Genomic DNA, 24,104 nt, shown 5'->3' with positions numbered 1-24,104 from the left:
CAAGGTCTCAATCGCGCGTGATTTCGGGCAAGGGGGCTTCGGCCGTGAAGACGACGCCGCGCGGCCGGTAGTCGATCTCGGCGGTGCCGCCGATCTCCTGGGCCAGAGCCCGCTCGATCATGCGCGAGCCGAAGCCCGTCCGGGTCGGCCGCGACACCCGCGGGCCGCCCACCTCCTGCCACTGGAACCAGAGCCGCGCCGGGCTCGATCCGTCCACCACGTCCCAACTCACGATGACCCGACCCGCATTCCGCGAGAGCGAGCCGTACTTCACCGAATTCGTCGCGAGTTCGTGGATCGCCAGCGCGAAGGCGAGGCCGACCCGCGGCGCCAGGCGCAGGATCGGCCCGCCGACCTTGAAGCGGTGGTCCTGCTCGACCCCGAAGGGATGCAGCGCCGCGATCACCACCTCGGTCAGCGTCGCCCAGTCGCCGCTGCCCCGGGTCAGCATCTCGGTCGCCGCCGACAGGGACCGGAGCCGGGATTCCATGGCGACCTGGGCCTCCTCCAGGGAGGCGGCGCCCCGGAGGGTCTGGCGCGCGATGGACTGCACCGTCGCCAGGGTGTTCTGGATGCGGTGATTCAGCTCCTTGGCCAGGAGGTCGCGATGCTCCTCCGCGCGCTTGCGGTCGGTGATGTCGAGGCTGATCCCGGCGATGCTCAGGGGCGTGTTGTCGGCCCGGTAGGAGGCCTGGCCGCGGATCTGGAGCCAGCGGATCTCGCCCCGGGGCGTCACCACCCGAAGCTCGATGTCGTAGTCGGAATGCCCGTCGATGGCGGCGGCGGTGGCGGCCAGCTTCCGGTCCCGGTCATCCGCATGGATCGTGGCCAGCATCTCGTCGTAGGTCAGGGATTCGTCCGGCCGACGGCCGAAATTCTCCTTGAAGCCGTCGGAGGCCAGCAGCCGCATGACGCCGAGATCGAGCGACCACGCGCCGAGGCGCCCGGCCTTGAGGGTGAAGCGCAGGCGCTCCTCGCTGTGGATCAGTTCGAGGGAGCGGCGCTCGGATTCCGCCTCCAGGGCATCGCGATCCTTCTGGAGCAGGACGAGGCGCTCCTTCTCCAGGGTCACGTCGTATTGCGAGGCGAAGAAGTAGGTCAGCGTGCCGTCCGGGTCGAACACCGGCGAGACCAGGAGGCGGTTCCAGAACGCGGTGCCGTCCTTGCGGTGGTTCTTGAGGTCGATCTCGATGGTCACGCGCCGCTCGATCGCCTCCCGCACCCGGGCCACGTCGGCGAGGTTCGTCTCCGGCCCCTGCAGGAAGCGGCAGTTGCGGCCGACGATCTCGTCGCGGGCGTAGCCGGTCAGCGTCACGAAGGCGTCGTTCACGTAGACGATCGGATTGTCCGCCTGCTGCGGATCGGTGATCACCATCGGCATCCGGGTGGCCCGGACGGCGGCCGCGAACGGATCGGAGCCCGGCACCGTGCTGGTCATTTCGGCGTCGATGCGCGCGCCGTCGTCGTGATCGCTCATGCGCCGATCGGTCTCCTGATGAGACCGGTTCTAAGGACTGTTTCTGATCAGGAAAGGGGTACAGTTGTCACATTGCCGGGGGTCGCGTGTCTCCATTCCGACCATCACGACATCGGTCCGGGCATGCGTCCTCGAAGCGATGAACCTGTGAGGCCTGCGTTGCTGTCCCGGCATTGCGGCCGGCCCTCGATGACGTGCGCGCCTCCGGTGCCGTCCGGATCGGGACGAACGGGCTCTTCCTGAGCCGTCGCACGGCCTTCATCCCCTGGTCGACACCCTTTCGACCGATGGCGGCTTCGATCCGTGCCTTCAGGCACCTGCCTATTATGAATGCATCAAGCCTTTGGAATAGGCAATATCGGCCGCCCGTCTCCCTTGATGTGACGCCAAACTGCATCGAGGTTCATCATAGTGATCAACAAAGCCGCATCGATCTCCGTCGCCTTCTCAATCCTCATGGCCCTGCCCGCCTTTGCGGGAGAGCCCGCACGGCGCAAGAGCCGCCCGTTCCGGCCCCCCATCACGGAGCCGCCACACGCCGTCCGCAGCGAGGCCGACCGCCGGCGCGACCCCCTGGGCATCATTCAGCGGCAGGGCGTCAGCAGCCTGTATGGCGGCATGGGCAACATGGGCGGCGGCTCGGGGCGTAGCGCCAATACGGGGATCGGCCTCGGGGCGCACGGCAACAGCCAGGGACCGCGCTTCTGAAGGGCGGGCCTGCCACCGATTCGTGTCCTGGGCTCGCTCCGCTCCGGGCGCCGGCCCAGCGGGCCCTTGGCGCGTCTCCGGGATCGGGACGCCCGGGATCCCGTCGAGGTTCCAGTCCCGGAGGACGCGCCGAGACGACGACCCAGGAAGAACCAAGGATCACCCGCCGCGGCGCTCGGACGCCGAGGCATTCAACCCCTCCTGCGACCGTCGCCGGATGCCGATGACCGAACGCTCAACCACGGGCGAAGCGATGTCTGCTCACGCTCGACCGGGTACCATCCAATGGGCCGCCGACATGCAGGTCAAGCACTGGATGGGCGTGCTCTCCGACTGGAAGCAGCAGCTCGGCCCCGACTGGGGCAAGGTCTATGCGGCCAGCAACACCATCTACGTCGCGCGCCAGAACAACGTGCTCTTCAGCACCCTGGCGCAGTTCTTCAAGCCCGAGGACATCAATGCGCGGCTGATGCTGATCGAGACGATGGGCTTCACCACGACGCCGGGCGAGATGCTGGAATCCCTGACGCGGATCATCTCCGACCGGACCGTCGGCGAGACCTTCTTCGGCAACGCCTTCCTGATGGATTACGAGCTGATGGGAGGCGACGCCCGCGACACCATCGTGGCCGAGACCAAGGCGCGCGGCCTGCCGACGAACCTGCCGCCGCGCGTCCCCTTCGGCTCACACCAATGGCCGACCCTGATCACCCCGGGCAACGGGCCGGCCTCCCTGGCCGACCTGCCGTAAGCCGCGGCACCCCGCCGGGATTCCACCGTCCGGGGCCGGTCCGTCACACAGACGGACCCGCCTCGCCCGGGGCGTTCCCAGCGCGCGCGTGCCAGCGCATGGCGCTTCCGCGAGACCGTCCTGGCCCGGGCCGCCCTTCTGCTCGCGCAAGGGGTCACGGCGACCGAATGACGGCGGCCTGGACCCGGCGCTACGCCGCGCGGCCGAGCGGGTCCGGCGCGGGGTTCGACGAAGTGTTCGACGCAGAATTCGATGACGTGCGGGCCGGGCGGCCGATCAGGTAGCCCTGGACCGCGTCGCAGCCGAGCGTCCGCAGCAGCGCGAGCTGCTCGGCGGTCTCGACGCCCTCCGCCAGGGTCGGGATGCCCATGTCCCGGCCCATCTGGGTCACCGCCCGGATGACCGCCAGGGATTGCCGGTCGGTCAGGGCCGCGGCGACGAAGCTCCGGTCGATCTTGATCCGGTCGAGGGGCAGGTCCCGCAGATGGACGAGGGACGAGTAGCCGGTTCCGAAATCGTCCATCGCGATCTTGATGCCGAGGCGGCGCAGGGCCGCCAGGGTGTGGGCGATCTGCGGTCCATCCTCCACGAGGGCGGTTTCCGTCAGCTCCAGCTCCAGGCGGTCCGCCGGCAGGCCGCTCCGGGCCAGGGCCTCGGTGACGTGCGACAGCAACTGGGGCGAGCGCAGCTGGACCGCCGAGACGTTGACGGCGAGGTGCTGCTCCGGGGGCCAGCCGACGGCGTCGCGGCAGGCCTGCTCCAGCACCCACCGGCCGATCGGCACGATCAGGCCGTTCTCCTCCGTGAGCGGGATGAAATCGGCCGGCGAGACCAACCCGCGATGGGGATGGTTCCAGCGGATCAGCGCCTCGAACGCGACGATCCGGTCGCTCGCGAGGGACAGGATCGGTTGGTAGACCAGATGGAACTGCTGGCGGACGAGGGCGCCGCGCAAGTCGGCCTCGAGGCGTCCGCGCTCGGCCAGGGCCTCGATCATGCCGGGTGCGTAGCAGACCGCCTGGCCACGGCCGCGGCGCTTGGCTTCGTAGAGGGCGATATCGGCCCGCTGCAGGAGGTCGTCCGGGCCGGCCGGGGCGTCCGGGCCGGCGAGGCCTTTCGGGTCGCCCGCCCGCACGCACAGCCCGATGCTGCACCCGATCACGACCGTGGCTCCGTCGAGGCTGTAGGGCCGTTCGATCGCCCGCACGATCCGGTCCGCCAAGGTCTTGGCCGTTGCCAGGGTGTTGGCCGTTGCCAAAGTGTTGGCGGTCGTCGCGTCCTGGGTGGTCGTCAGGTCCTTGCTCGTTGTCAGGTCCTTGCTCGTTGTCAGGTCCCGGCTCGTTGTCAGGTCCCGGCTCGTTGTCTGGTCCTTGATCGTTGTCAGGTCCTGGCTCGCATCCGCATCCCGGCCCGGAATCAGGATCGCGAGTTCGTCGCCGCCATGGCGGGCGATGAAACCGTCGCCGGCGCAGTCGCGCAGCCGGGCCGCGACCGCCACCAGGAGTTGGTCGCCGACCGTATGGCCGAAGGTGTCGTTGACCGCCTTGAAGCGATCGAGGTCGATCAGCAGCAGGGCGACGCGTTCGCCGTCGCGATGGGCGGCGCGCATCCGCTCGTTCAGCGCCCGCCGGTTGCCCAGCCCGGTCAGGGGATCGCGGTAGGCCAGATGCGAGATCTCCTCCTGGGCGCGCCGGTCCCGGGTCACGTCGTCGTAGGTCAGGACGGCGCCGCCGGCGACGGGCTGGCAGGCGATCGACAGGATGCGGCCGTCGTCGAAGCGATGCTCGATCAGGGTCTCCTCCGCCCGCTCCATCCAGAGCCGGTGGTTCTCCAGAACCCGGGCGACGCGCGCGGCATCCCAGCCGTTGGCCCGGCCGGTGGCGGCCAGAAAGTCATCGACCCGCATGCCCACCCGCATGGTGTCCGGTGCGAGGTTGAGCATGGTGCAGAGGCGCTGGTTGTAGAGCTCGACGATGCCGCCGGACGAGATCTTGAGGATGCCGTTCGACATGTTCTGGAGCGCGGTCGCCAGCACGGTCAGGTGGGCCGTCTCCTGGGCCTCGAATCGCCGGGTCGCGGCCAGCACCACGACGGCGCCCAGGATGAGGATCGCCGCACCCGCCGCGGTCAGCAGGCTGAGGGCGACCTGGATGTCCGAGAGATGTCCGTCGGGGCGCTGCCCGGTCACGACGGTGCCGGCCAGCGAGATGAAATGCGTGCCGCACACCGCCAGCACGATCAGGCCGCAGGCCAGAAGGCCGGAATTGCGCCAGCCGGACCCATCCGAGGCCGGCACTTGCGAAGCAGGCACTTGCGAAGCAGGCACCTGCGAGGCGGGCACCCGCGAGGCAGGCACTGGCGAAGCAGGCACTGGCGCGTCCGGCGAACGCCGGTCCGGCAGAAGGCGCGCGACCGCCATCAGCGTCGCCCCCACGAGGCCGGCCAGGGCGTTGGCCCAGACCGACTGGCTCTGGGTGCAGCCCTCCAGGGCCGCCATGCCGGTGACGTGCATCGCACCGATGCCCAGACCCGAAGCGGCGCCGAGGACGCCCCGGCCGACCCGGCCCGCCGGCAGGGCGGAGAGCCCGAAGGGCAGCCCGACCGCCAGCACGGCGATCAGGACGGAGACCAGCGTGGTGGCCGGATCGTAGCCGAGGATGATGTCGGTCCGGTATCCGAGCATCGCCATGAAATGCGTGGTCCAGACGCCGAGGCCGGCCGCCACGGCCGTGCCGGCGAGCCAGACGGGGCGTCCCGCCGGAGCCGCCTCGACCCTGCGCAGCAGGTGGACCATCAGCCAGGCGCTGAGGGCACAGATGGTCGCGGCAGCCAGGACGAAGCTGAACGCCTGGGCCTCGATCAGCGTGACGAAGGTAAGCATCATGCGCCCCTCTTAGCGGGCCAGATCTTTTTTCTTTCTCAAGCGCTTACGTAAACGAGGACTTACGATTTTTTAGATCGGAATACTTCCGCAACACAGATCAATATCCTTTGTTGCGGCGCGGCTGTCGCTCACTATTTTGTGATTCACGTCCGATCGAAGCGCCGGCCGGCGCCGGTTCGCCGCACCCCCGGCCGCGTGGCGATCCGTCGGCGAAAAACGTCTAGGGTGGGTGCGGGCGGGACGAGGATGACGGGATGGCCTTCAAGGCGAAATCGGCGGCGGAGACGAAGGCGGCGGACCTGGCCTCCGCGCTGATCCGGATCGCGGACCGGGAGGGCGCGCCCCTCACCATCGGGGTCGACCCCCTGCGTCAGGCCAATCCGCGCCTGACGCCACTCGCAATCGGCCAGACCTTCCGCAAGCACCGCGACAGCCTCGACGCGGCCCTGGCCGAGCGCGGCTACGTCCTCGTCGACTATGCCGATCTCGGACCCGGACGCGGCATGGCCTTCACCATCGCGGCCGACGCGTAGGGCGGGCACCGCGACCTGCGGACCGCCACGGAACGAACCGCTCCCAGGCGGCGTCATCCTGTCGATTCGTGACAGATCGAGGAGACACCGATGGATGATGCCCGCGTCTGGTCGTTCGAGGAGAGCCTGTGGGTCGGCGACGCCGACCACTACCGCGAACTCGTCGACGAGGAATGCCTGATGGTGCTGCCGCAGCCCCCCTTCGTGCTCGGCGGCGCCCAGGCGATCGAGGCGGTGGCCGACACCCCGCGCTGGTCCCGCGTCGAACTGTCCGAGGGGCGGATCTCCCGACCCCAGGAGGGCCTCATCGTCATCGCCTACCACGCCAAGGCCTCCCGCGACGACGAGACCTACGAGGCCAACTGCACCTCGACCTATCGCCGGCTCTCGCCCGAGGTGTGGCGGGTGGTTCAGCATCAGCAGACCCCGCCCCTGATCGCCCCGGCGGCGGAGTCCTGAGCGGCCACCCCTCATCCGGGGCGCGACAGCGCACCGGGTTGCCGCCCGGCCGGGGAACGCCATCTGGCCCCGTCCGGACACGCGATGATCGGCAGGATGACAACCTTCTTCACGGCCGACACCCATTTCGGCGATGCCCCCCTGGTCGCGCGGCGCCGCTCCGCCTTCGGCTCGGTCGAGGGCCACGACGAGGCCCTGATCGCCCGCTGGAACGCGGTGGTGGCGCCCGGCGATACGGTCTGGCACCTCGGCGACTTCGCCGCCGGGGCCAGCCGCCCGTATTGCGCCGCGGTGTTCGCCCGCCTCAACGGCATCAAGCGCCTGGTGCGGGGCAACCACGACACCAACCGGGTCCTCGAACTGCCCTGGGCCGAGCCGCCGGTGGAGAGCGCCCGCCTCACCGTCGCGGACGCCCTCGGGCGGCCCTGGCGGCTCTTCCTGTCGCATTATCCGCACCGGTCCTGGCCCGGATTCTGGCGCGAGACCCGCCATCTCTACGGCCACACCCATGCCTGCCTGCCGGATACCAGCCGGTCCTGCGATGTCGGCGCCGATGCCTGCGACTACCGCCCGCTCGACCTGGCGACGCTGCTGGCGCGCCAGGAGGCCGCTCCGCTCGCCCCCGAGGAGATGGCGGCGCGCGGCCTGCGCTGAACCGGCGTCACGGCGCCGGCGGCCCGATGTCATGGCGCTGGCCGCCGGGTTTCATGGCACCGGCGGCCCGATGTCCTCCGGCGCGACCCGGGCGCGGATCGCATCGAGCAGGGCGCCCTCGAACATCAGGGCGGAGCCGTAATGGTACTCGATGTCGAAGACCCGGCGCGAGTTCATCGACAGCGAGGCGCTGTGAAGCGCCACCAGCCGGCCGTGGGTGTCGAACAGGCCCGAGCCCGAGCCGCCATAGCCGTTGTTGCAATCGTGCCGGACGCGGCGGATGGCGTCCTCGCTCGGCGGATCGATCTGCCGGATGGCGCAGGGTTCGAGGCTGGTCTGGCCGGGATAATTGGCGTGCCCCCCGGGCGACACCATCACCACCGGCACCGTCCCGGTCCCGGTCGGCAGGTCGGGCGCGGCCGGGATCGGCTGCGGACGGACGCCCTCGGCCGCCTCCGCCAGCTCGACCAGGGCCCAGTCGTCGGTGATGTGGAGCGAGAGGGCGCCCGGCACCGTGCCGAAATGCAGCGTGGCGGGACGGAAGGCGTAGTTGCGTCCGCCGATCTGGAAGAAGCAGTCGGCGATGTCCCGCGTCGGCTCCAGGTGCCGGCTGCGGAAGTTGTGGGCGTTCATCACCACCAGGCGCCGGCTCCCGATCAGCCAGGCCGCCGCAGCCTTGCGGGGAATGCCCTCGGCCCGGCAGTAGAGCACGCCGGCGCCGGGATAGCGCGCGTAATCGGCGCCCGCCAGTTCGCGCCGCCCGTCCTCCGGATAGAGGGCCGCGACCCGGTCCGCCGGGTCCGGCCCGGCGGCGGCGAGCAGGCCGGGAGCGCCCCACGCGATCAGCCCTGACCCGATCGCCAGCCGGCTGCACGCCCGCAGGCCGCGCCCGATGATCCATCGGAGCCGCAAGCCCTGGCTGGGCCGGATGTCGTGCATGTGCCGCGAGCCCCGCATCCGCGCCGCGCCTGTCCGCCTGTCCGCCTGTCCGCCTGGGGCTCGGCCTATTCGGTGGCCTTCTGGTGCACCGCGACGCAGATCTTCACCGCCTGCTCCAGCTTGATGTCGCGGGGATTGCCGATGTTGGCCGTCTCCTCGAGGCAGCGGACGAAGTAGTTCCGGTCGAGTTCGGGCGAGACGCTCGCGAACGCCTTCGCCATCCGGGTGGCGAAGGCGATCTTGTCCGGGGTCGGCGTGCGCGGCCAGCGGGCAACCGGATCGTCCAGGGTCAAGGACGCCGCCTCCGCCGTCGCGCACAACCCGCAAGACAGCAATAAGATAAATCTAAGATGTCGAACCATGGAGGATGCCGAACCGTGCAATGATCTGTCGTCGAGCGATGTACACCTTCGGTCGTCTCAGGTCGCCGTGTCAATTCAGACTTTTCCGCTCAACGACAGGGGCGGATCTGCACTTGCGCTCTTCCGAATCCAAGCCCCCGGGATTGCCGATTGATCCCGATAAAAAAGTGCCGACATCCCGCAGACAGGGACCAAGACAAATGCTTTTATGAATAGCCAGCCGATCAGTAATAAAAACTTTATAAGAACGATCCTGCCTCAGGATAGTCTTATGAATATGAGGACACCCTGAATTCAATACAGGGGCCTTCTCTGATCCGGCGAAATCAAACGCTGCCCCGAACCGAACGGTCAACGGGAGCGGCATTCAGGGTAGGAGACGGTCGAATGAACAGGTTTCTGGCTTCGGTCTCGGTGCTGGCGATCGGCGCCCTCGCGCCGATCGGCCTGCCGAGCATGGCCTCGGCGAACGACAAGCTCGTCGACATGGCGAAGGACGACGCCAACTGGGTGATGCCCGGCAAGAACTACGATTCGGACAATTACAGCCCGCTCAAGCAGATCAACACCAGCAACGTGAAGGATCTGAAGGTCTCCTGGAGCTTCTCGACCGGCCTGCTCAACGGGCACGAGGGCGCCCCGGTGGTCGTGGGCGGCAAGATGTACGTCCACACCTCCTTCCCCAACAACACCTTCGCGCTCGGCCTCGACGATCCGGGCAAGATCCTGTGGCAGGACAAGCCCAAGCAGAACCCGGCCGCCCGCGCGGTCGCCTGCTGCGATCTGGTGAATCGCGGCCTCGCCTACTGGCCCGGCGACGGCAAGACCCCGGCCCTGATCCTCAAGACACTGCTCGACGGCAACGTCATGGCGCTCAACGCCGAGACCGGCGAGACGGTGTGGAAGGTCGAGAACTCCGACATCAAGGTCGGCTCGACGCTGACGATCGCGCCCTACGTGGTCAAGGACAAGGTCATCATCGGCTCGTCCGGCGCCGAGCTCGGCGTGCGCGGCTATCTCACCGCCTACGACGTGAAGACCGGTGCCCAGGTCTGGCGCGCCTACGCCACCGGCCCGGACAAGGACCTGCTGCTGGCCGACGACTTCAACATCAAGAACGCCCATTACGGTCAGAAGGGCCTCGGCACCGCGACCTGGGAGGGCGATGCCTGGAAGATCGGCGGCGGCACCAACTGGGGCTGGTACGCCTATGACCCGGGCACCAACCTGATCTACTTCGGCACCGGCAACCCGGCGCCGTGGAACGAGACCATGCGTCCCGGCGACAACAAGTGGACCATGACGATCTTCGGTCGCGACGCCGATACCGGCGAAGCCAAGTTCGGCTACCAGAAGACCCCGCACGACGAGTGGGACTATGCCGGCGTCAACGTGATGATGCTGTCGAACCAGAAGGACAAGGACGGCAAGGATCGCAAGCTCCTGACCCATCCGGACCGCAACGGCATCGTCTACACCCTCGACCGGACGGACGGCTCGCTGGTCTCGGCCAACAAGATCGACGACACCGTCAACGTGTTCAAGTCGGTCGATCTGAAGACCGGCCAGCCGGTGCGCGATCCCGAATACGGCACCCGGATGGACCATCTCGGCAAGGATATCTGTCCTTCGGCGATGGGCTACCACAACCAGGGCCACGATTCCTATGATCCCGAGCGGAAGCTCTTCTTCATGGGCATCAACCACATCTGCATGGATTGGGAGCCCTTCATGCTGCCCTATCGTGCCGGTCAGTTCTTCGTCGGCGCGACCCTGAACATGTATCCCGGCCCGAAGGGCGATCGCCAGAACTACGAAGGTCTGGGCCAGATCAAGGGCTACAACGCCATCACGGGCGAGTTCAAATGGGAGAAGATGGAGCGCTTCGCGGTCTGGGGCGGCACGACGGCGACCGCCGGCGGGCTGGTGTTCTACGGAACCCTCGACGGCTACATCAAGGCGCGCAACTCGGACAACGGAGACCTTCTCTGGAAGTTCAAGATGCCGTCCGGCGCCATCGGCTACCCGATCACCTACACCCACAAGGGTGACCAGTACGTCGCCATCTACTACGGCGTCGGCGGCTGGCCGGGTGTCGGCCTCGTGTTCGACCTTCAGGACCCGACCGCCGGCCTCGGCGCGGTGGGCGCGTTCAAGAAGCTCGCCAACTACACCCAGATGGGCGGCGGCGTGATGGTGTTCTCGCTCAACGGCAAGGGCCCCTACGACGATCCGAACGTCGGCGAGTACCAGACGGCGGCTGCCAAGTAGGCAGCACGACACGGCAGCGCCCGCATCGTGAGCGTGTCCCCCTCCCCCTTGTGGGGAGGGGTCAGGGGTGGGGGTGGCTCCGCTGGCCTTCGTCCGTCGAGGATCACCCGACCACCCCCACCACTCACGCCTCCCCGCGAGGGTCGGGTGACCGCATCTGCGATCTGCTTGTCTGTGATCTGCTTGTCTGTGATCTGCTTGCCTGCGATCTGCTTGCCTGCGATCTGCTTGCCGAACGACTGATTTCAGCACCCCGTCATCCCGGGGCCGCGCAGCGGAGCCCGGGATCCAGAAACGCAGGGGGTGCCATTTCTTACGCTGTCGGCGGCTCTGGATTCCGGGCTCGCCGACGGCAACCCGGAATGACGGTGTGCCTCATCTGTGATTGCTCTGCCGCAACGGGCCGCGGAGCCGCGCCCCGGTCCCAGAAGACTCCGACCAACAAGAACAACGGAAACGCTCCCATGTCCTTCGCCACAGGATGCTCCTTCGCCACAGGATGCCTGTCCGCTGCGGTTCTTCTCGCCCTCGGCGGGGCCGCGGTCGCGCAAGGCGACACCAAAGCCGGGCCGGACGACAGGATCCTGCGGGTCTGCGCCGCGAACCAGCCGCCGCTCTCGCTGAAGGACGGCAGCGGGCTGGAGAACCGCATCGCCTCCGCCGTCGCCGAGGCCATGGGCCGGAAGGCGGAGTTCGTCTGGTCGGACAAGGCCGCGATCTATCTGGTGCGCGACAGCCTCGACAAGAAGCTCTGCGACGTGGTCGTGGGCCTCGACAGCGACGACCAGCGCGTGCTGACGACGAAGCCCTATTACCGCAGCGGCTACGTCTTCGTGACCCGCGCCGACCGCGACCTCGACGTGAAGTCCTGGGCCGACCCGCGGCTCAAGACCGTCGACCACATGGTGGTCGGCTTCGGCACGCCCGGCGAGGTCATGCTGAAGGATATCGGCCGCTACGAGGAGGACATGGCGTACCTCTACTCGCTGGTGAACTTCCGCGCCGCCCGCAACACCTACACGCAGATCGATCCGGCCCGGATGATCAGCGAGGTCGCCACCGGCAAGGCCGACGTGGCGGTCGCCTTCGGCCCGGACGTCGCCCGCTACGTGAAGGACTCCCCCCAGCCCCTGCGCATGAGCCTGGTGCCCGACGACACCACCCGCAGCGACGGCCGCAAGATGCCGCAAAGCTTCGATCAGTCCATGGGCGTGCGCCGGGACGACACCGCCCTGAAGGCGGCCCTCGATGCGGCGATCGTCAAGGCCAAGCCGCAGATCGAGGCGATCCTGAAGCAGGACGGCGTGCCCCTCGTGCCCGCCACCAACTGAGGCCGGCCCGGCGCGGACCGCCGGCCCCCCTTCACCCTCCTCTCGCCTTCGCCCTTTCCTTCGCCACTCCCTTGTCCGGCGCTCGCCTCCGAGCCCGGCCGTTTCGCCCCTCGGCGTCATCAGGTCATCGTCATGCGTGATTCCAAAGGCTTCCTGGCCATCTGCCTCAGCGTCGCCGCCGTCCTGGGCGGCGTCGCGGCCCTGGCCCAGCCGGCCGCCGGTCCCCAGACCGGCTTCGTCTTCCGCAACACCGTCACGGGCGAGCAGCTCAACGTCGCCGAAGGCAAGGAGGGCGGCCGCGACACCCCGGCGGTGAAGCAGTTCTTCCAGTCCGGCAAGAACGCCTACATCGACGACAAGTCCTGCCTGCGCAACGGCGAGTCCCTGTTCGCGACCTCGTGCTCCGGCTGTCACGGCCATCTGGCCGAGGGCAAGCTCGGACCCGGCCTCAACGACAATTACTGGACCTATCCGTCGAACACCGAGGATACCGGCCTGTTCGCCACGATCTTCGGAGGCGCCAACGGCATGATGGGGCCGCACAACGAGAACCTGACCCCCGACGAGATGCTCCAGGTCATCGCCTGGATCCGGCATCTCTATACCGGCCCGGTCCAGGATGCCGTCTGGCTCAACGACGCGCAGAAGAAGAACTACACGCCCTACAAGCAGGGCGAGACCTTCCCCAAGGACGTGAAGGGCCAGTGCCCGCCGCTGGAAGAGTAACGTCCGAGGAAGTCACGGCGCCATCCGTGAGGCACCACCGCGCACAGCCGCAACACTGATCGAAACAACACCGATCAACAGAGGAGACGACCATGCGGACTTTCATCACAGCCCTGGCGATCGGCGCGGGCGCGCTGCTCGCGGTTCCGGCGATGGCCTATGACGGCACCAAGTGCAAGGCGGCCGGCAATTGCTGGGAGCCGAAGCCCGGATTCCCCGAGAAGATCGCCGGCACCAAGTACGACCCGAAGCACGACCCGAAGGAACTCAACAAGCAGTCCGAGTCGATCAAGGCGATGGAAGAGCGCAACAAGAAGCGCATCGAGGCCGCCAAGAAGACCGGCAAGTTCGAGTACGACGTCACCAAGCTGTCGTCGAACTGACCATGCCGTCCTGATCCTTTGCGACCCGGCGGGGCGGCCGTCCGGACGCCCCGTCCCGGGTCGCACCGGTTGCCGTCGCCGGGTCGTCGTTCCCCCGGGACGCTGTTGCCCCGGGTCTTCGTTTCCCCCCGGGTCTTCGTTTCCCCCCGGGGTCTTCGTTTCCCCCAAGGCTGAGCATGATGAATCAGGTCCGCTCCGGCGATGCGATGCTCACCGACTGGCGCGGGGCGGCCGGCCGCTTCGAGGCCGCATTGGGCGGCGCCGTGCTCGGGCAGACGCGGGCGATCCGGCTCCTCACCATCGCGCTGTTCGCCCGCGGCCACGTCCTGCTGGAGGGCGATGTCGGCGTCGGCAAGACGACCCTGCTGCGGGCCGTGGCGCGGGCGCTGGGCGGTGCCTACGAGCGCGTCGAGGGCACCGTCGACATGATGCCCACCGACCTCGTCTACCATACCTACCTCGCCGAGGACGGGCGCCCCCGCGTCGAACCCGGCCCGGTGCTGCGGCAATCCGAGGACCTGTCGATCTTCTTCTTCAACGAGATCAACCGGGCCCGGCCGCAGGTCCATGCCCTGCTCCTGCGCCTGATGGCCGAGCGCACGCTGACCGCCTTCAACCGCGAGTACCGGTTCCCCAACCTGCAGATCTTCGCCGACCGCAACCGCGTCGAGCGCGAGGAGACCTTCGAGCTGCCGGCGGCCGCCCGCGACCGCTTCCTGATGGAGATCGGCCTGGAGGCGCCGCAGGACGCCGAGAGCCGGCGCGCCCTGGTCTTCGATCCCCGCTTCCACGACACCGACGCCCTCATCGCCGGCCTCGACGCCGGCGTCCTCGATCACGCCGCCCTGCCGGGCATCGCCGCCGCGATCCAGCACGGGGTCCAGGCGAGCCCGGCGATCGAGGCCTACGTGATCGGGCTCTGGGACGCGCTGGTGCGGCCGGCGCAGGCCGGCATCCGCCTGCCCGGCCTCGACATGGAGGCCCTGGTCCAGGGCGGGGCCTCGCCGCGCGGCGTCGCCTTCCTGGTCCGCGCCGCCCGCGTCCGCGCCTGGCTGGAGGGGCGCGACTGGATGGTGCCGGAGGACATCCGGGCGATCTTCCCGGAGGTCATGGCCCACCGGGTCTTCCTGGAACCGATCTACGAGATGCGCCGCGCCGCGATCGTGCCCGAGCTGTGCCGGGCCGTGTTCGAGACCGTGCCGGCGCCATGAGGGAATCGCGCCAGCCCGACATCGTCTACCGCCCGCGCGGGCGCCCGCCCGGCACCCGCTCCGGCGCCCATCGCGGCCGCGAATCCGGCGGCCTCGGCACCTTCCGCGATCAGGTGCCGTTCCTGCGCCTGCCCGACGCCCGCCGCATCGACGTGCGGGCCACCCTCCGCGACCCCTTCGAGGGCACGGTGGTGCGCCGCTTCGAGGCCCGCACCCCCATCGAGGTCTGGGCGCTCGTCGACCTCTCCGCCTCGATGCGCTTCTCCGGCGAGGCCGACCGTGGGGTGCTGGCCTCCGATTTCTGCCGCGGCCTCGCGGCCTCGGCCACCCGGATCGGCGATCCCTTCGGGCTGATCGGCTGCGACGGCGGCGTGCGGGAGGACGTGTTCCTGCCCGCCAGCCGCGCCCGCAGCCAGGTCGCGGCGGTGAGCCGCCGCCTCGCGGACGCCGCCTGCACCGGCGACCGCGCCGACGGCTTCCTGGCCGCGGCCCGCCGCCTGACCGGCCGCCCCAAGATGGTGTTCCTGATCTCCGACTTCCGCTGGCCGGAGCCGCTGATCGCCGAGGTCTTCGCCGCCCTCAGCCTGCACGACCTCGTCCCGGTGGTGCTCGGCGATACCGCCGAGGCCGAGGGCCTGCCGGAGTGGGGCCTGCTCGAACTCGACGATCTCGAGGGCGCCGGGCGCCGGGTGGTGTTCATGCGCCCCGCGCTGCGCCGGCGCTGGATCGCCCGGGAGGCGGCGCGCGCCGAGTCCCTGCGACGCATCGCGACCGCCCATGGTCGTCCGCCCTTCCGCCTCGCCGGCCGCTTCGACCCCGACGCGGTCAGCCGCCACCTCCTCGGCACCTGAGGCGGCCATGCCCATCCCCCCCGCGATCCGCCTCGCGCTGATTCTCTCGGCCCTGACCCTGTCCGCCGCCGAGGCGCAGGTCCGGTCGGTGGAGGTCCGCACACCGCGTCCCTTCGGCTACTTCCTCGGCGATCTCGTCCAGGCCCAGGTCGACCTCGTGGTCGAACCGGGCTTCCGACTCCAGGCCGCGTCGCTGCCGCAGCCCGGCGCGCTCACCTACTGGCTCGACCTGCGTGACCTCGACGCGACCGCGTCGGTATACGGCGACGCCCAGCGCGTCCGAATCGCGCTGACCTACCAGACCTTCTACGCCGCCCTCGACGCCCGCGCCCTGGAGATCCCGGGCTTCACCGTGACCTTCGTCAGCGAGAGCGACCACGGCGCCACCACCGTCAAGGCCGAGGTGCCGGCCTGGTCCTTCAACGTCTCCCCCTTGCGGGAAGTCCAGCCCCCCGCCCGGAGCGACCCGCGCGATTACCTGCGTCCCGACGGCCAGGTCGGCCCCGGCGATCCGCGCCCCCTGCTGCTGGGCGCAGCCGCCTCCACCGCCCTCGCGCTGCTGGCCTTCGCGGGCCTCGCCCACGACCGGACCTGGTGGCCGTTCCAGGCCCGGCGCAGCCGCCCCTTCGCCGTCGCGGCCCGCCGCATCCGCGCTCTCACCCGCCGGACCGAGGGCGATGCGGCGCCGCGGGAGGCGCTGCTGGCCCTGCATCAAGCCCTCGACACAAGCGCCGGGCGCCGGCTCCTGGCCGACGACCTCGGGCCGTTTCTCGAAGGCCACCAAGCCTTTAAGCCCTCGGGTCCCGATCTCGCCCGCTTCTTCGAGGCCTCCCGCCGGGCCTTCTTCGGGCCGGAGGCGGAGGCGAAGTCCGGTGTCCTCTCGGGCGCCGATCTGGCGAGCCTCGCGCGCCGCCTCGCCCGCGTCGAGCGATCCGCATGACCGACGCCCTGGCCCGCCTTTCCGCCGATCACCCGCTCCTGCTCTGGCTGCTGCCGCTCGCCCTGCTGCCGCTGCTGGCCTCGGCCCAGCGCGCGACGCCGGTGGCCTCCATCGCGGCCGGCCCGCCGGACGGCCTGTCGCGGGCGGTCGGCGTGATCGTGCGGCTCGGCGGCATCCTCGCCCTCGCGGGCCTGATCCTCGCCCTGTCCGGCCCCTATCGGCAGGGCGAGACCCTGACCCGGACCGGGATCGGCGCCCAGGTCTCGATCCTGATCGACCGCTCGGGCAGCATGAACGAGACCTTCGCGGGCCGGCAGCCCTCGGGCGCCGAGGAATCGAAGGCCGCCGCCTCCCGGCGCCTCCTCGCCGCCTTCGTGGGCAGCCGCACGCACGACCAGTTCGCCGTCACGGCCTTCTCGACGGCGCCCATGCTGGTGGTGCCGATGACCGACCGGCACGACGCGGTCCGCGCCGCCATCGCGGCCATCGACCGCCCGGGGCTCGACTACACCAACATCGCGCGCGGGCTCGCCATGGGGCTGTCGCAGTTCGGTGCGGCCAGCCCCTCGACCTCGCGCGCCCTGCTGCTGGTCTCGGACGGTGCGGCCGTGATCGACCCGCGGGTGCAGGAGACGCTGCGGGCCGCCTTCACCCGCCTCCGGCCGAACCTCTACTGGCTCTTCCTGCGCACCAAGGGCTCCCCCTCGATCTCGGACAGACCGCAGGGCGAGGATACCCCGCAGGCGGCGCCCGAGCGCCACCTCGACCTGTTCTTCAAGAGCCTGCGCACCCCCTACCGCGCCTTCGAGGCCGAGGGCGCCGAGGCGGTCGCCGATGCGATCACGCAGATCGAGCGGCTCGAGCGCGACCCGATCCCCTACACCGAGCAGCGCCCGCGTCGGGACCTGGCGGGCTTTGCCTACGGCATGGCCCTGATCGGATTGCTGATCCTCGTCCTGGCCAAGCTCGGTGAGGCCGACCTGCGCCGGAACCAGCCGTCGCCCGCACGCCGGACCGGCTCATCCGATGCCGCGCCGAACCGGAGCCTCCCCGTGAGACTGGCCGCATGACGACGCGCGTCACCCTGCCGGCGCGACCGCCCGCGATCCCTGCACGCCCTGCCTTGGGATTCGCCCGGCTCGTTCGGGTGCCGCTTCGGACCGGGTGGGCGCGTGCCCGTCCGATCCTCCTCGCCCTGCTGCCGGTGCTGCTGCTCGCCTGCGCCCTGGGCCTTGCAGCCGGCGCTTGGCGGATCAGTCGGGATACCGCAACCATCCACGCCCTGTCCGAGGGGCGGGACATCGCGGTTTCGGCGGAGGCGGCGCCCTCGCTCGTGCTCGCGCGCGTCCTACACCTCGCCCGGCGTGGCGCCACCGAGGCGATCGAGCCGCTGGTCGAGGCCCTCGACACGCGCGGCGCGGTGGATGCAGCCTCGCGTGCCCGCTACGCCCTGGCCAACGCCCATCTGCGCCAAGCCTTCGATCATCTCGAGCGCGGCGATCTTGATCCGGCCGGCCCCCGCATCACCCTGGCGCGTCAGGCGTACCGGCGGGCGCTCCAGGGCCGGCCAACGTTCTGGGACGCCAAGTTCAACCTCGACGTGGCCTCGCGCCTGCTCCGTGACTTTCCCGAATTCGATCGGAAGTCCGGCGATGCCCTGGCGGCCGAGCCGAAGAAGATCTGGACCGACATCCCGGGCCAGCCCAGGGGCGAGCCGTGACGGCCAGCAGCCCGATCGCCCGCAACTTGCGGGACTGGCGTCTACGCGGCCTTGCTGGAGCCCTCGGCCTGGTGGCGCTGACCTTCGTGGTCCCGCCCCTGAACCTGACCCGCGACGGCGTATCCATCCTGGCGGTCGTCGACATCACCGGCAGCATGAACGTCCGCGACTACGTCGGTCCCGATGGACAGCCGGCGAGCCGCATCGAGACCGCGAAAACGGTCCTGCGCGACCTCCTGGCGCGCTTGCCGTGCGGGTCGCGACTGGCGCTCGGCCTCTTCACCGAGCGGCGCCCCTTCCTGCTGTTCGCACCGATCGAGACCTGCAGCGGATTCGCGCCGATCGACGGAGCGCTGGCGGCTCTCGATTGGCGCATGGCCTGGGAGGGCGACAGTCGTATCTCCGCCGGCCTGTTCCGCAGCATCGACCTGGCGGCCGAACTCGGCACCGACCTCGTCTTCATCACCGACGGCCAGGAGGCGCCTCCCCTGCCCAGCAGCGGCGGTCCTCGCTTCGACGGCAGGCCCGGCGCCGTTCGGGGCCTGATCGTCGGAGCGGGGGCTTCCGGCCTGTCGCCAATCCCGCGCTACAACGACCGGGGCCGGGAGACCGGATTCTACGGCCCCGGCGACGTGCAGCAGGAGAACCGCTTCGGGCCGCCACCCGCCGACGCGGAGAGCCGCGACGGCTACAACCCGCGCAACGCCCCCTTCGGCGCCGCGGCCGCGACCGGCACCGAGCACCTGTCCTCGGTGCGCGAGCCCTACCTGCGCGCGCTCGGCCGCGAGACGGGTCTCGCCTACGCGCCTCTCGCCGGACCGGCCGGTCTCGCCTCCGCTCTCGCCGCCGAAGCCACGCCGCGTCCCGTCCCGGGGCGCTTCGATCCGCGCCCGGTGCTGGGCGCGATGGCACTGCTGCTCCTCCTCGCAACCTTCCTTTCCGCCCTTTTGCGCGCGCGCGGATTCCCGACCTGGAAAAAGGCCTGATCGATGCGTCTCGGTGTCCTCACGATTTCCCTCTCCCTCCTGTCCGGGGCAGCCCTGGCGCATGGCCCGACTCCGCAGAAGGTGGATCAGACAATCGTCATCGCGGTCAAACCCGACGCCGTCTGGAAGGTCGTGGGCGAGTTCGCCGGCATCGATCGCTGGCACCCGGACGTGGCCAGGAGCGAGGGCAGCGGCGGAAACAAATCCGGCGGCAGTCGCAAGGTCACCCTCAAGTCCGGCGGCACCCTCGACGAGGGTCTCGACGAAATGGACGCCGCTGCCCGCAGCTACTCCTACCGCCTGTCCGAACCCGACCTGAAAGGGCTGCCGGTCTCGTCCTACACGGCGACCCTCACGGTCTCGCCGGAGGGTGACGGCTCGAAGGTCGAATGGCTCGGACGCTTCTACCGGGGCGATACCGGCAACGAGCCGCCGGAGAACCTGAGCGACGAGGCCGGCAAGGCCGCCATGAACCGCTACTTCGCCGACGGCCTCAAGGGTCTGAAGGCCCGCGTGGAAGGAAAGCCGGCGCCATGACCTGGCGCTGTGCTCTGGTGGGCCTGCTCGTCGTCCTCGGCGCCGGCGGGGTGCAGGCCTCGCCCGTCTACGTGGCGAGCCAGGGCGCCGGCACCCTGGTCGCTCTGGCACCGGGGCCATCGGTGAGCGCAAGCCCCGTCGTCGTGGGCCGCTCGCCCGCACAGGTCGCCCCAGGCCCGAACGGGCTGTTGTACCTGACCCATCCCGACGCGCGACAGATCTCGGTCTTCGACGCCCGGCGCGGATCGCTCGTCCGGACCTTCCCGGTGGACGGGCAGCCCTTCGGCATCGCGGTCTCGGCCGATGGCGCACGGCTCTTCGTCGGCGATTGGGCCGGCGACCGGGTGATGCGCCTCTCGGCCGAGACGGGCGCGCTGGAGGGAACCGTCTCGGTCGGAAAGGAACCCGCGGCCCTCGTCCTCGATCGGCGCGGCAGGCTCTACGTGGCGGATCGCGAGAGCCGGCAGGTCAGCGTGGTCGACTCCCTGCGCCTGGAGCGCATCGCGACGATACCCGTGGGCGAGGCCCCGTTCGCCCTGGCGCTCGATCCCACCGAGGATCGCCTCTACGTCGCGAATGTGCGCAGTGGTACCGTCAGCGTCATCGACACGGTCGCTTCGCGGACCATTGCGACCTTTGCCATCGGCGGCATGCCCTACGGTGTCGCCGTAAGCCCGGATGGCGGCCTGATCCTCGTCACCAACCAGCAGGCTGGAACCCTCGTTGTCGTCGATGCGACCGATGGTATGTGGCGGGCGACGGTACCGGTCGGGCGCTATCCCGAAGGCGTCGTCATCGCCGAGGCGTCCGCCTACGTCGCCAACTGGTTCTCGGATTCCGTGTCGGTGATCGACATGGCGACGTTGCGGGAGACGGCACGGATCGCCGTGCCGGACGGTCCGCGTAGCCTCGCTGTGGCGCGCGGAGGGGACCGGTGAGGTCCGCCGCGGCGCAGGCGCTCCTCCTGCTCTCTCTCCTCCTGGCCGGTTGCGATGGCGGCGAGCAGCCCGCGGAGCCGGCGGTCGTTGCGACGAAATCCGGTCCCGAGGGACCCAAATGGCTTTCGCCCACGGATGCGACCGAACCGGCGCTGTGGCTCGCCAGCCAAGAACCTCGACAATCGGCCGAGACCATCACGGTGCGAACAGACCACCTGAGGCACAGCCTCGCGCGTGCCAAGCGGACCTTCATCGAAGACCCTCGCATGATCGCCAATCGCACGGTGCAGCTCGGGCAGATGCTTGCGGAAGCCGGACAGGGCGAAGATTACAGCGCCCTTCTCGATGGTCTGGAGGCGGCCGCAGCCACGAGCCACCGCAAACAGCTCTTCGGCGAGCTGTGCCAACATTACTACAACTCTCGCCAGCAGGGCCTGGACCGAACCAAGGCTCTCGTACGTCTGACCGACCGCTACGCCGCCCAGGCGATCACACAGGGCGATGCACAATGAGGACCTGGCCGTGCAACGGGGCGTCCATCAGGCGATGACCAGTGTCCTCATCGCCGATGATCATCCGGTGATCCTTCGGGGATTTCGCACCCTCATGGAAGATGTTGGCGTCGAGACCATTCTTGAGGCGAGCACGGTTGTGGACGCTTACCGGGCCTTCTGCCGCCAACATCCCACAATTGTCGTCTGCGATCTGACCTTCGGCGATCAAGGGGTTTCGGGTCTCACGTTGATCCGACGCATCAGAAAATTGGAACGCAGAACTGGAATCCTTGCCTTCAGCATGCATGACGATCCGATGATCGTTGCGCGCGCGTTGGAAAGCGGAGCGACCGGGTATGTTCTCAAGGACGCGCCGGCAAAGGAATTTCTCGAGGCTTTCGCGTGCGTTCGGACCGGCCGGCACTACCTCGAACATGAGCTTGCCTTGCGGATCGCCATGCTGAATGCGGACACGCAGCAGCCGAGAATGTCGAACCTGACCGAGCGCGAGTTTCAGGTGCTCGCTCTGATCAAAGAGCGGCGCTCCTACCAGGACATCGCAACCGAATTGTCGATGAAGTACAAGACCGTCGTCAACGTCTGCTCATCGATCCGGCAGAAGCTGGGTGCAAAGAACTTCGCCGATCTGGTCAGGGCCGCGCTGGGTACTTGACGGCAGAAGAGCGAGTCGCTCCTCTTTGCCGCAGCACGACGTGTCTGGTCAGAGCCCGAAATGCCTGGATGCTGCCACCGCGGCATCCCGCAGAGGAGATGCCGCTGGGGTTTGGCTGAGAGCGGACGACGGATACGCGCCGCACTGGGGCGATCTCAATGCCTTCCGGACAGCGGCGATCCCGTCAATCCGCACGGTTGGCTGCGGCGTCGGCCACGATCCGGACGGTGCGCGACGCGATCATCGGCTTTGAAGCGGCGACCGGCTGCGGGGTGGTGGTGAGGTCGCTGAGGTTCCGGGTCTGCTGCAGCGCGCGGGCCTGATCCCGATACAGAGGCGGCGTCAAGTACAGTGCCTCATCGGCTAGCGCGACAGTGCCGGCAAAGGGAACGGCGGCGAGAACCGCGACGGTGAGGGCGTAAACGACACGCATGACAGATCTCCGAAACGACCGACGCGATGGCGTGGCCGATGGAGTGATTGAACCATAGATTTGTGCGGTGCGGTCTGCTCATTTTGCAACGCAACATAATGCGTGCGGCGGGTCTCGGGGGATTTATAAGACATTCGCGCGAGCGTACGCCCCGCCAGTCTGAAGATCGAGGGCATGCTTCAAATGCAGGGAGCTGAAATCTGCAGTTTCTCAAGTCAAAATACAATTTCACGTCAGTCAAAGTATTTTTGAGGCCTGCCCCGCTCCGGTGCTCGATGCGCGCACCTCTCAGGCGGCCATAAGCTCGACTTTGGCCATTTGGGCCGGCCCTTGAACGTGCCGGGTGACGAAGCGGGCGTAATGGATAGGCTGATGGTGTCCCTCGCCAGAGACGCCTCATNAGCTCGACTTTGGCCATTTGGGCCGGCCCTTGAACGTGCCGGGTGACGAAGCGGGCGTAATGGATAGGCTGATGGTGTCCCTCGCCAGAGACGCCTCATGCTGCACCTGCCCGCCCATTTCACCGGGATCATCCTGTCGTTTGCGCCGCTGTTCGTCCACCGCTCCTGGCGGCACGCTCAGGCCCTGCTGATCGGCGCCATCCTGTGTCCGGGTCGGCGCACAGGAGCGAGCGTGCTGCGGATCACGGGCCGGGCGCGGGACCGCCATTTCGTGAACACGCATCGGGTGCTCAGCCGCGCCGCATGGTCGCCCCGTACCGGAGCCCGCCTCCTGCTCCGGCTGCTCGTCGAAGCCTTCGCGCCGCGCGGTCCTATCGTCCTGGCGCTTGACGACACGATCGAGCGGCGCTGGGGGCGGCGCATCCGGGCCCGCGGGATCTACCGTGATCCGGTGCGTTCGTCCGGCGCCCACTTCGTCAAGACCAGCGGCCTGCGCTGAATGAGCCTGATGCTGCTCACACCCATCCCCTGGGCGGGTCGGGTCTGGGCGTTGCCGTTCCTGACTGCCCTCGTTCCGTCCGAGCGCGCCTGCCGGGAACGAGGCCGTCGGCACAAGACCCTGCTCGATGTCGGACGGCAGATGGCTCTACAGGCGCGGCGCTGGCTGCCAGGGCGCGACCTCGTGCTGGTCGGCGACAGCGCCTTCTCGGCCTTGCTGTTTCTCGATGCTCTACGCGGCAGCGGCGTCACCACCATCACGCGCCTGCGCCTCGATGCAGCGCTCTACGGTCCTGCGCCCCCAAGGCTTCCGGGCACGATCGGGCGCCCGCGCAAGAAGGGTGCACGGCGGCCAACCTTGTCCAAGATCCTGACCGACCCGGGTACCGTCTGGCAGCAGGTGAGCGTGCCGGGCTGGTACGGCACAGGTGAACGCAGGATCGAGATCACCTCGGCTTCCGCCGTCTGGCATCATTCCGGTCTGCCGGTGGTGCCAGTCCGCTGGGTTCTGATCCGCGATCCCGAGAACCACTTCGAGCCGCAAGCGCTACTCTGCACCGACCCCACACGAGATCCGACACAGATCGTGACGTGGTTCGTGCGCCGCTGGCAGGTCGAGGTTAACCTTCCAAGAGGCACGGGCCCATCTCGGCGTCGAGACCCAGCGCCAGTGGTCCGACAAGGCCATTGCCCGCACAACGCCCTGCCTGCTCGCCCTGTTCTCAATCGTCACCCTACTGGCCCAGCTGCTCCCAGCCCGTCAGCGGCGGCAGATCGCGACGACAGCGTGGTACCCCAAACCGCAGCCTACATTCTCGGACGCCCTCGCCGTCGTCCGCTATGCGATCTGGCGAGAAGAGGGTTTATCGACGTCACGTCGCAAACGCGACCGCAGGAAAACTCGGTTCCGTCTGCCGCCACCCTGGGCCTACGCCCTCTGCCAA

Annotated in this window: 24 protein-coding genes and 1 pseudogene; 20 read left to right on the top strand and 5 right to left on the bottom strand. The window is 68.9% G+C overall.

What is annotated here, in order from left to right:
- Positions 1-7: 7 nt before the first annotated feature.
- Positions 8-1,477 (bottom strand): PAS domain S-box protein, encoded by a 1,470-nt coding sequence (locus ASF60_RS13725; RefSeq protein WP_056185697.1) that lies wholly within the window; start codon positions 1,475-1,477, stop codon positions 8-10.
- Between the two features lie 411 nt (positions 1,478-1,888).
- Here ASF60_RS13725 and ASF60_RS13720 point away from each other — a divergent pair, with 411 nt between their 5' ends.
- Positions 1,889-2,185, top strand: a complete 297-nt coding sequence (locus ASF60_RS13720) for a hypothetical protein (RefSeq protein WP_056185693.1) — start codon at positions 1,889-1,891, stop codon at positions 2,183-2,185.
- Positions 2,186-2,408: 223 nt separating this feature from the next.
- Entirely contained in the window at positions 2,409-2,936 is a 528-nt protein-coding gene (locus ASF60_RS13715; RefSeq protein ID WP_244478429.1) for a hypothetical protein, read from the top strand.
- A 190-nt stretch (positions 2,937-3,126) separates the two neighbouring features.
- On the opposite strand, the gene ASF60_RS13710 is transcribed toward ASF60_RS13715, so the two are convergent.
- A complete protein-coding gene (locus ASF60_RS13710; protein WP_056185690.1) occupies positions 3,127-5,820 on the bottom strand; it encodes an EAL domain-containing protein in 2,694 nt (897 codons plus the stop codon).
- A 254-nt stretch (positions 5,821-6,074) separates the two neighbouring features.
- On the opposite strand from ASF60_RS13710, the gene ASF60_RS13705 reads away from it, so the two are divergent.
- The 3 genes from ASF60_RS13705 (at position 6,075) to ASF60_RS13695 (ending at position 7,466) form a co-directional block, all read left to right on the top strand.
- Positions 6,075-6,353: a hypothetical protein gene (locus ASF60_RS13705; protein WP_056185686.1), complete on the top strand. Its 279-nt coding sequence runs from the start codon at positions 6,075-6,077 to the stop codon at positions 6,351-6,353.
- Positions 6,354-6,443: 90 nt separating this feature from the next.
- Positions 6,444-6,812 (top strand): DUF4440 domain-containing protein, encoded by a 369-nt coding sequence (locus ASF60_RS13700; protein WP_056185684.1) that lies wholly within the window; start codon positions 6,444-6,446, stop codon positions 6,810-6,812.
- A 96-nt stretch (positions 6,813-6,908) separates the two neighbouring features.
- A complete protein-coding gene (locus ASF60_RS13695; RefSeq protein ID WP_056185750.1) occupies positions 6,909-7,466 on the top strand; it encodes a metallophosphoesterase in 558 nt (185 codons plus the stop codon).
- Between the two features lie 51 nt (positions 7,467-7,517).
- Here the strand turns inward: ASF60_RS13695 and ASF60_RS13690 are convergent, their stop codons facing one another.
- Positions 7,518-8,360 carry a trypsin-like peptidase domain-containing protein gene (locus ASF60_RS13690; RefSeq protein WP_443136762.1) on the bottom strand — a complete coding sequence of 281 codons (843 nt, stop codon included), beginning with the start codon at positions 8,358-8,360 and terminating at the stop codon, positions 7,518-7,520.
- 110 nt (positions 8,361-8,470) lie between these two features.
- Positions 8,471-8,698: a hypothetical protein gene (locus ASF60_RS13685; protein ID WP_156634097.1), complete on the bottom strand. Its 228-nt coding sequence runs from the start codon at positions 8,696-8,698 to the stop codon at positions 8,471-8,473.
- Positions 8,699-9,154: 456 nt separating this feature from the next.
- Here ASF60_RS13685 and ASF60_RS13680 point away from each other — a divergent pair, with 456 nt between their 5' ends.
- The 14 genes from ASF60_RS13680 (at position 9,155) to ASF60_RS13615 (ending at position 21,828) form a co-directional block, all read left to right on the top strand.
- Positions 9,155-11,038 carry a methanol/ethanol family PQQ-dependent dehydrogenase gene (locus ASF60_RS13680; protein WP_056185676.1) on the top strand — a complete coding sequence of 628 codons (1,884 nt, stop codon included), beginning with the start codon at positions 9,155-9,157 and terminating at the stop codon, positions 11,036-11,038.
- A gap of 464 nt (positions 11,039-11,502) precedes the next feature.
- Complete coding sequence (moxJ, locus tag ASF60_RS13675; RefSeq protein ID WP_056185674.1) at positions 11,503-12,369, top strand: methanol oxidation system protein MoxJ; 867 nt, start codon at positions 11,503-11,505, stop codon at positions 12,367-12,369.
- A 132-nt stretch (positions 12,370-12,501) separates the two neighbouring features.
- Entirely contained in the window at positions 12,502-13,095 is a 594-nt protein-coding gene (gene moxG, locus ASF60_RS13670) for a cytochrome c(L), periplasmic (RefSeq protein ID WP_056185670.1), read from the top strand.
- Between the two features lie 92 nt (positions 13,096-13,187).
- Complete coding sequence (locus ASF60_RS13665) at positions 13,188-13,478, top strand: methanol dehydrogenase [cytochrome c] subunit (RefSeq protein WP_056185667.1); 291 nt, start codon at positions 13,188-13,190, stop codon at positions 13,476-13,478.
- Between the two features lie 179 nt (positions 13,479-13,657).
- Complete coding sequence (locus ASF60_RS13660; RefSeq protein ID WP_056185665.1) at positions 13,658-14,689, top strand: AAA family ATPase; 1,032 nt, start codon at positions 13,658-13,660, stop codon at positions 14,687-14,689.
- Positions 14,686-15,540, top strand: a complete 855-nt coding sequence (locus ASF60_RS13655; protein ID WP_056185662.1) for a DUF58 domain-containing protein — start codon at positions 14,686-14,688, stop codon at positions 15,538-15,540. The genes ASF60_RS13660 and ASF60_RS13655 overlap by 4 nt, the downstream gene beginning before the upstream one ends.
- Before the next feature lie 7 nt (positions 15,541-15,547).
- A complete protein-coding gene (locus ASF60_RS13650) occupies positions 15,548-16,480 on the top strand; it encodes a hypothetical protein (protein ID WP_056185658.1) in 933 nt (310 codons plus the stop codon).
- The gene (locus ASF60_RS13645) at positions 16,477-17,550 is read left to right on the top strand and encodes a vWA domain-containing protein (protein ID WP_056185654.1); all 1,074 of its coding nucleotides are present in this window, start codon (positions 16,477-16,479) and stop codon (positions 17,548-17,550) included. Before ASF60_RS13650 ends, ASF60_RS13645 begins: the two co-directional genes overlap by 4 nt.
- Positions 17,547-18,200 (top strand): MxaK protein, encoded by a 654-nt coding sequence (locus ASF60_RS13640; protein WP_244478427.1) that lies wholly within the window; start codon positions 17,547-17,549, stop codon positions 18,198-18,200. The genes ASF60_RS13645 and ASF60_RS13640 overlap by 4 nt, the downstream gene beginning before the upstream one ends.
- A complete protein-coding gene (locus ASF60_RS13635) occupies positions 18,197-19,186 on the top strand; it encodes a VWA domain-containing protein (RefSeq protein ID WP_056185651.1) in 990 nt (329 codons plus the stop codon). The genes ASF60_RS13640 and ASF60_RS13635 overlap by 4 nt, the downstream gene beginning before the upstream one ends.
- Positions 19,187-19,189: 3 nt before the next feature.
- Positions 19,190-19,723 (top strand): SRPBCC family protein, encoded by a 534-nt coding sequence (locus ASF60_RS13630; RefSeq protein WP_056185647.1) that lies wholly within the window; start codon positions 19,190-19,192, stop codon positions 19,721-19,723.
- Entirely contained in the window at positions 19,720-20,661 is a 942-nt protein-coding gene (locus ASF60_RS13625) for a YncE family protein (RefSeq protein ID WP_056185644.1), read from the top strand. The genes ASF60_RS13630 and ASF60_RS13625 overlap by 4 nt, the downstream gene beginning before the upstream one ends.
- Complete coding sequence (locus ASF60_RS13620) at positions 20,658-21,173, top strand: hypothetical protein (protein ID WP_056185640.1); 516 nt, start codon at positions 20,658-20,660, stop codon at positions 21,171-21,173. The genes ASF60_RS13625 and ASF60_RS13620 overlap by 4 nt, the downstream gene beginning before the upstream one ends.
- A complete protein-coding gene (locus ASF60_RS13615) occupies positions 21,163-21,828 on the top strand; it encodes a response regulator transcription factor (RefSeq protein WP_244478426.1) in 666 nt (221 codons plus the stop codon). The genes ASF60_RS13620 and ASF60_RS13615 overlap by 11 nt, the downstream gene beginning before the upstream one ends.
- A gap of 184 nt (positions 21,829-22,012) precedes the next feature.
- Here the strand turns inward: ASF60_RS13615 and ASF60_RS13610 are convergent, their stop codons facing one another.
- Positions 22,013-22,261 carry a hypothetical protein gene (locus ASF60_RS13610; protein ID WP_056185637.1) on the bottom strand — a complete coding sequence of 83 codons (249 nt, stop codon included), beginning with the start codon at positions 22,259-22,261 and terminating at the stop codon, positions 22,013-22,015.
- A 498-nt stretch (positions 22,262-22,759) separates the two neighbouring features.
- On the opposite strand from ASF60_RS13610, the pseudogene ASF60_RS24495 reads away from it, so the two are divergent.
- A pseudogene (locus tag ASF60_RS24495) lies at positions 22,760-24,104 on the top strand (IS701 family transposase); the annotation flags it as partial.

Origin of the sequence: Methylobacterium sp. Leaf113, assembly GCF_001423325.1 — a bacterium.
Lineage (GTDB): Bacteria > Pseudomonadota > Alphaproteobacteria > Rhizobiales > Beijerinckiaceae > Methylobacterium.
This window is presented reverse-complemented; position numbering and strand designations above follow the sequence as displayed.

Bases quoted from the DNA above. Each gene is read 5' to 3' on its own strand.
- ASF60_RS13725 (WP_056185697.1), bottom strand. From the start codon at position 1,477: ATGAGCGATCACGACGACGGCGCGCGCATCGACGCCGAAATGACCAGC.
- ASF60_RS13715 (WP_244478429.1), top strand. From the start codon at position 2,409: ATGACCGAACGCTCAACCACGGGCGAAGCGATGTCTGCTCACGCTCGA.
- ASF60_RS13710 (WP_056185690.1), bottom strand. From the start codon at position 5,820: ATGATGCTTACCTTCGTCACGCTGATCGAGGCCCAGGCGTTCAGCTTC.
- ASF60_RS13705 (WP_056185686.1), top strand. From the start codon at position 6,075: ATGGCCTTCAAGGCGAAATCGGCGGCGGAGACGAAGGCGGCGGACCTG.
- ASF60_RS13700 (WP_056185684.1), top strand. From the start codon at position 6,444: ATGGATGATGCCCGCGTCTGGTCGTTCGAGGAGAGCCTGTGGGTCGGC.
- ASF60_RS13695 (WP_056185750.1), top strand. From the start codon at position 6,909: ATGACAACCTTCTTCACGGCCGACACCCATTTCGGCGATGCCCCCCTG.
- ASF60_RS13680 (WP_056185676.1), top strand. From the start codon at position 9,155: ATGAACAGGTTTCTGGCTTCGGTCTCGGTGCTGGCGATCGGCGCCCTC.
- moxJ (WP_056185674.1), top strand. From the start codon at position 11,503: ATGTCCTTCGCCACAGGATGCTCCTTCGCCACAGGATGCCTGTCCGCT.
- moxG (WP_056185670.1), top strand. From the start codon at position 12,502: ATGCGTGATTCCAAAGGCTTCCTGGCCATCTGCCTCAGCGTCGCCGCC.
- ASF60_RS13665 (WP_056185667.1), top strand. From the start codon at position 13,188: ATGCGGACTTTCATCACAGCCCTGGCGATCGGCGCGGGCGCGCTGCTC.
- ASF60_RS13660 (WP_056185665.1), top strand. From the start codon at position 13,658: ATGAATCAGGTCCGCTCCGGCGATGCGATGCTCACCGACTGGCGCGGG.
- ASF60_RS13655 (WP_056185662.1), top strand. From the start codon at position 14,686: ATGAGGGAATCGCGCCAGCCCGACATCGTCTACCGCCCGCGCGGGCGC.
- ASF60_RS13650 (WP_056185658.1), top strand. From the start codon at position 15,548: ATGCCCATCCCCCCCGCGATCCGCCTCGCGCTGATTCTCTCGGCCCTG.
- ASF60_RS13645 (WP_056185654.1), top strand. From the start codon at position 16,477: ATGACCGACGCCCTGGCCCGCCTTTCCGCCGATCACCCGCTCCTGCTC.
- ASF60_RS13640 (WP_244478427.1), top strand. From the start codon at position 17,547: ATGACGACGCGCGTCACCCTGCCGGCGCGACCGCCCGCGATCCCTGCA.
- ASF60_RS13630 (WP_056185647.1), top strand. From the start codon at position 19,190: ATGCGTCTCGGTGTCCTCACGATTTCCCTCTCCCTCCTGTCCGGGGCA.
- ASF60_RS13625 (WP_056185644.1), top strand. From the start codon at position 19,720: ATGACCTGGCGCTGTGCTCTGGTGGGCCTGCTCGTCGTCCTCGGCGCC.
- ASF60_RS13615 (WP_244478426.1), top strand. From the start codon at position 21,163: ATGCACAATGAGGACCTGGCCGTGCAACGGGGCGTCCATCAGGCGATG.
- ASF60_RS13610 (WP_056185637.1), bottom strand. From the start codon at position 22,261: ATGCGTGTCGTTTACGCCCTCACCGTCGCGGTTCTCGCCGCCGTTCCC.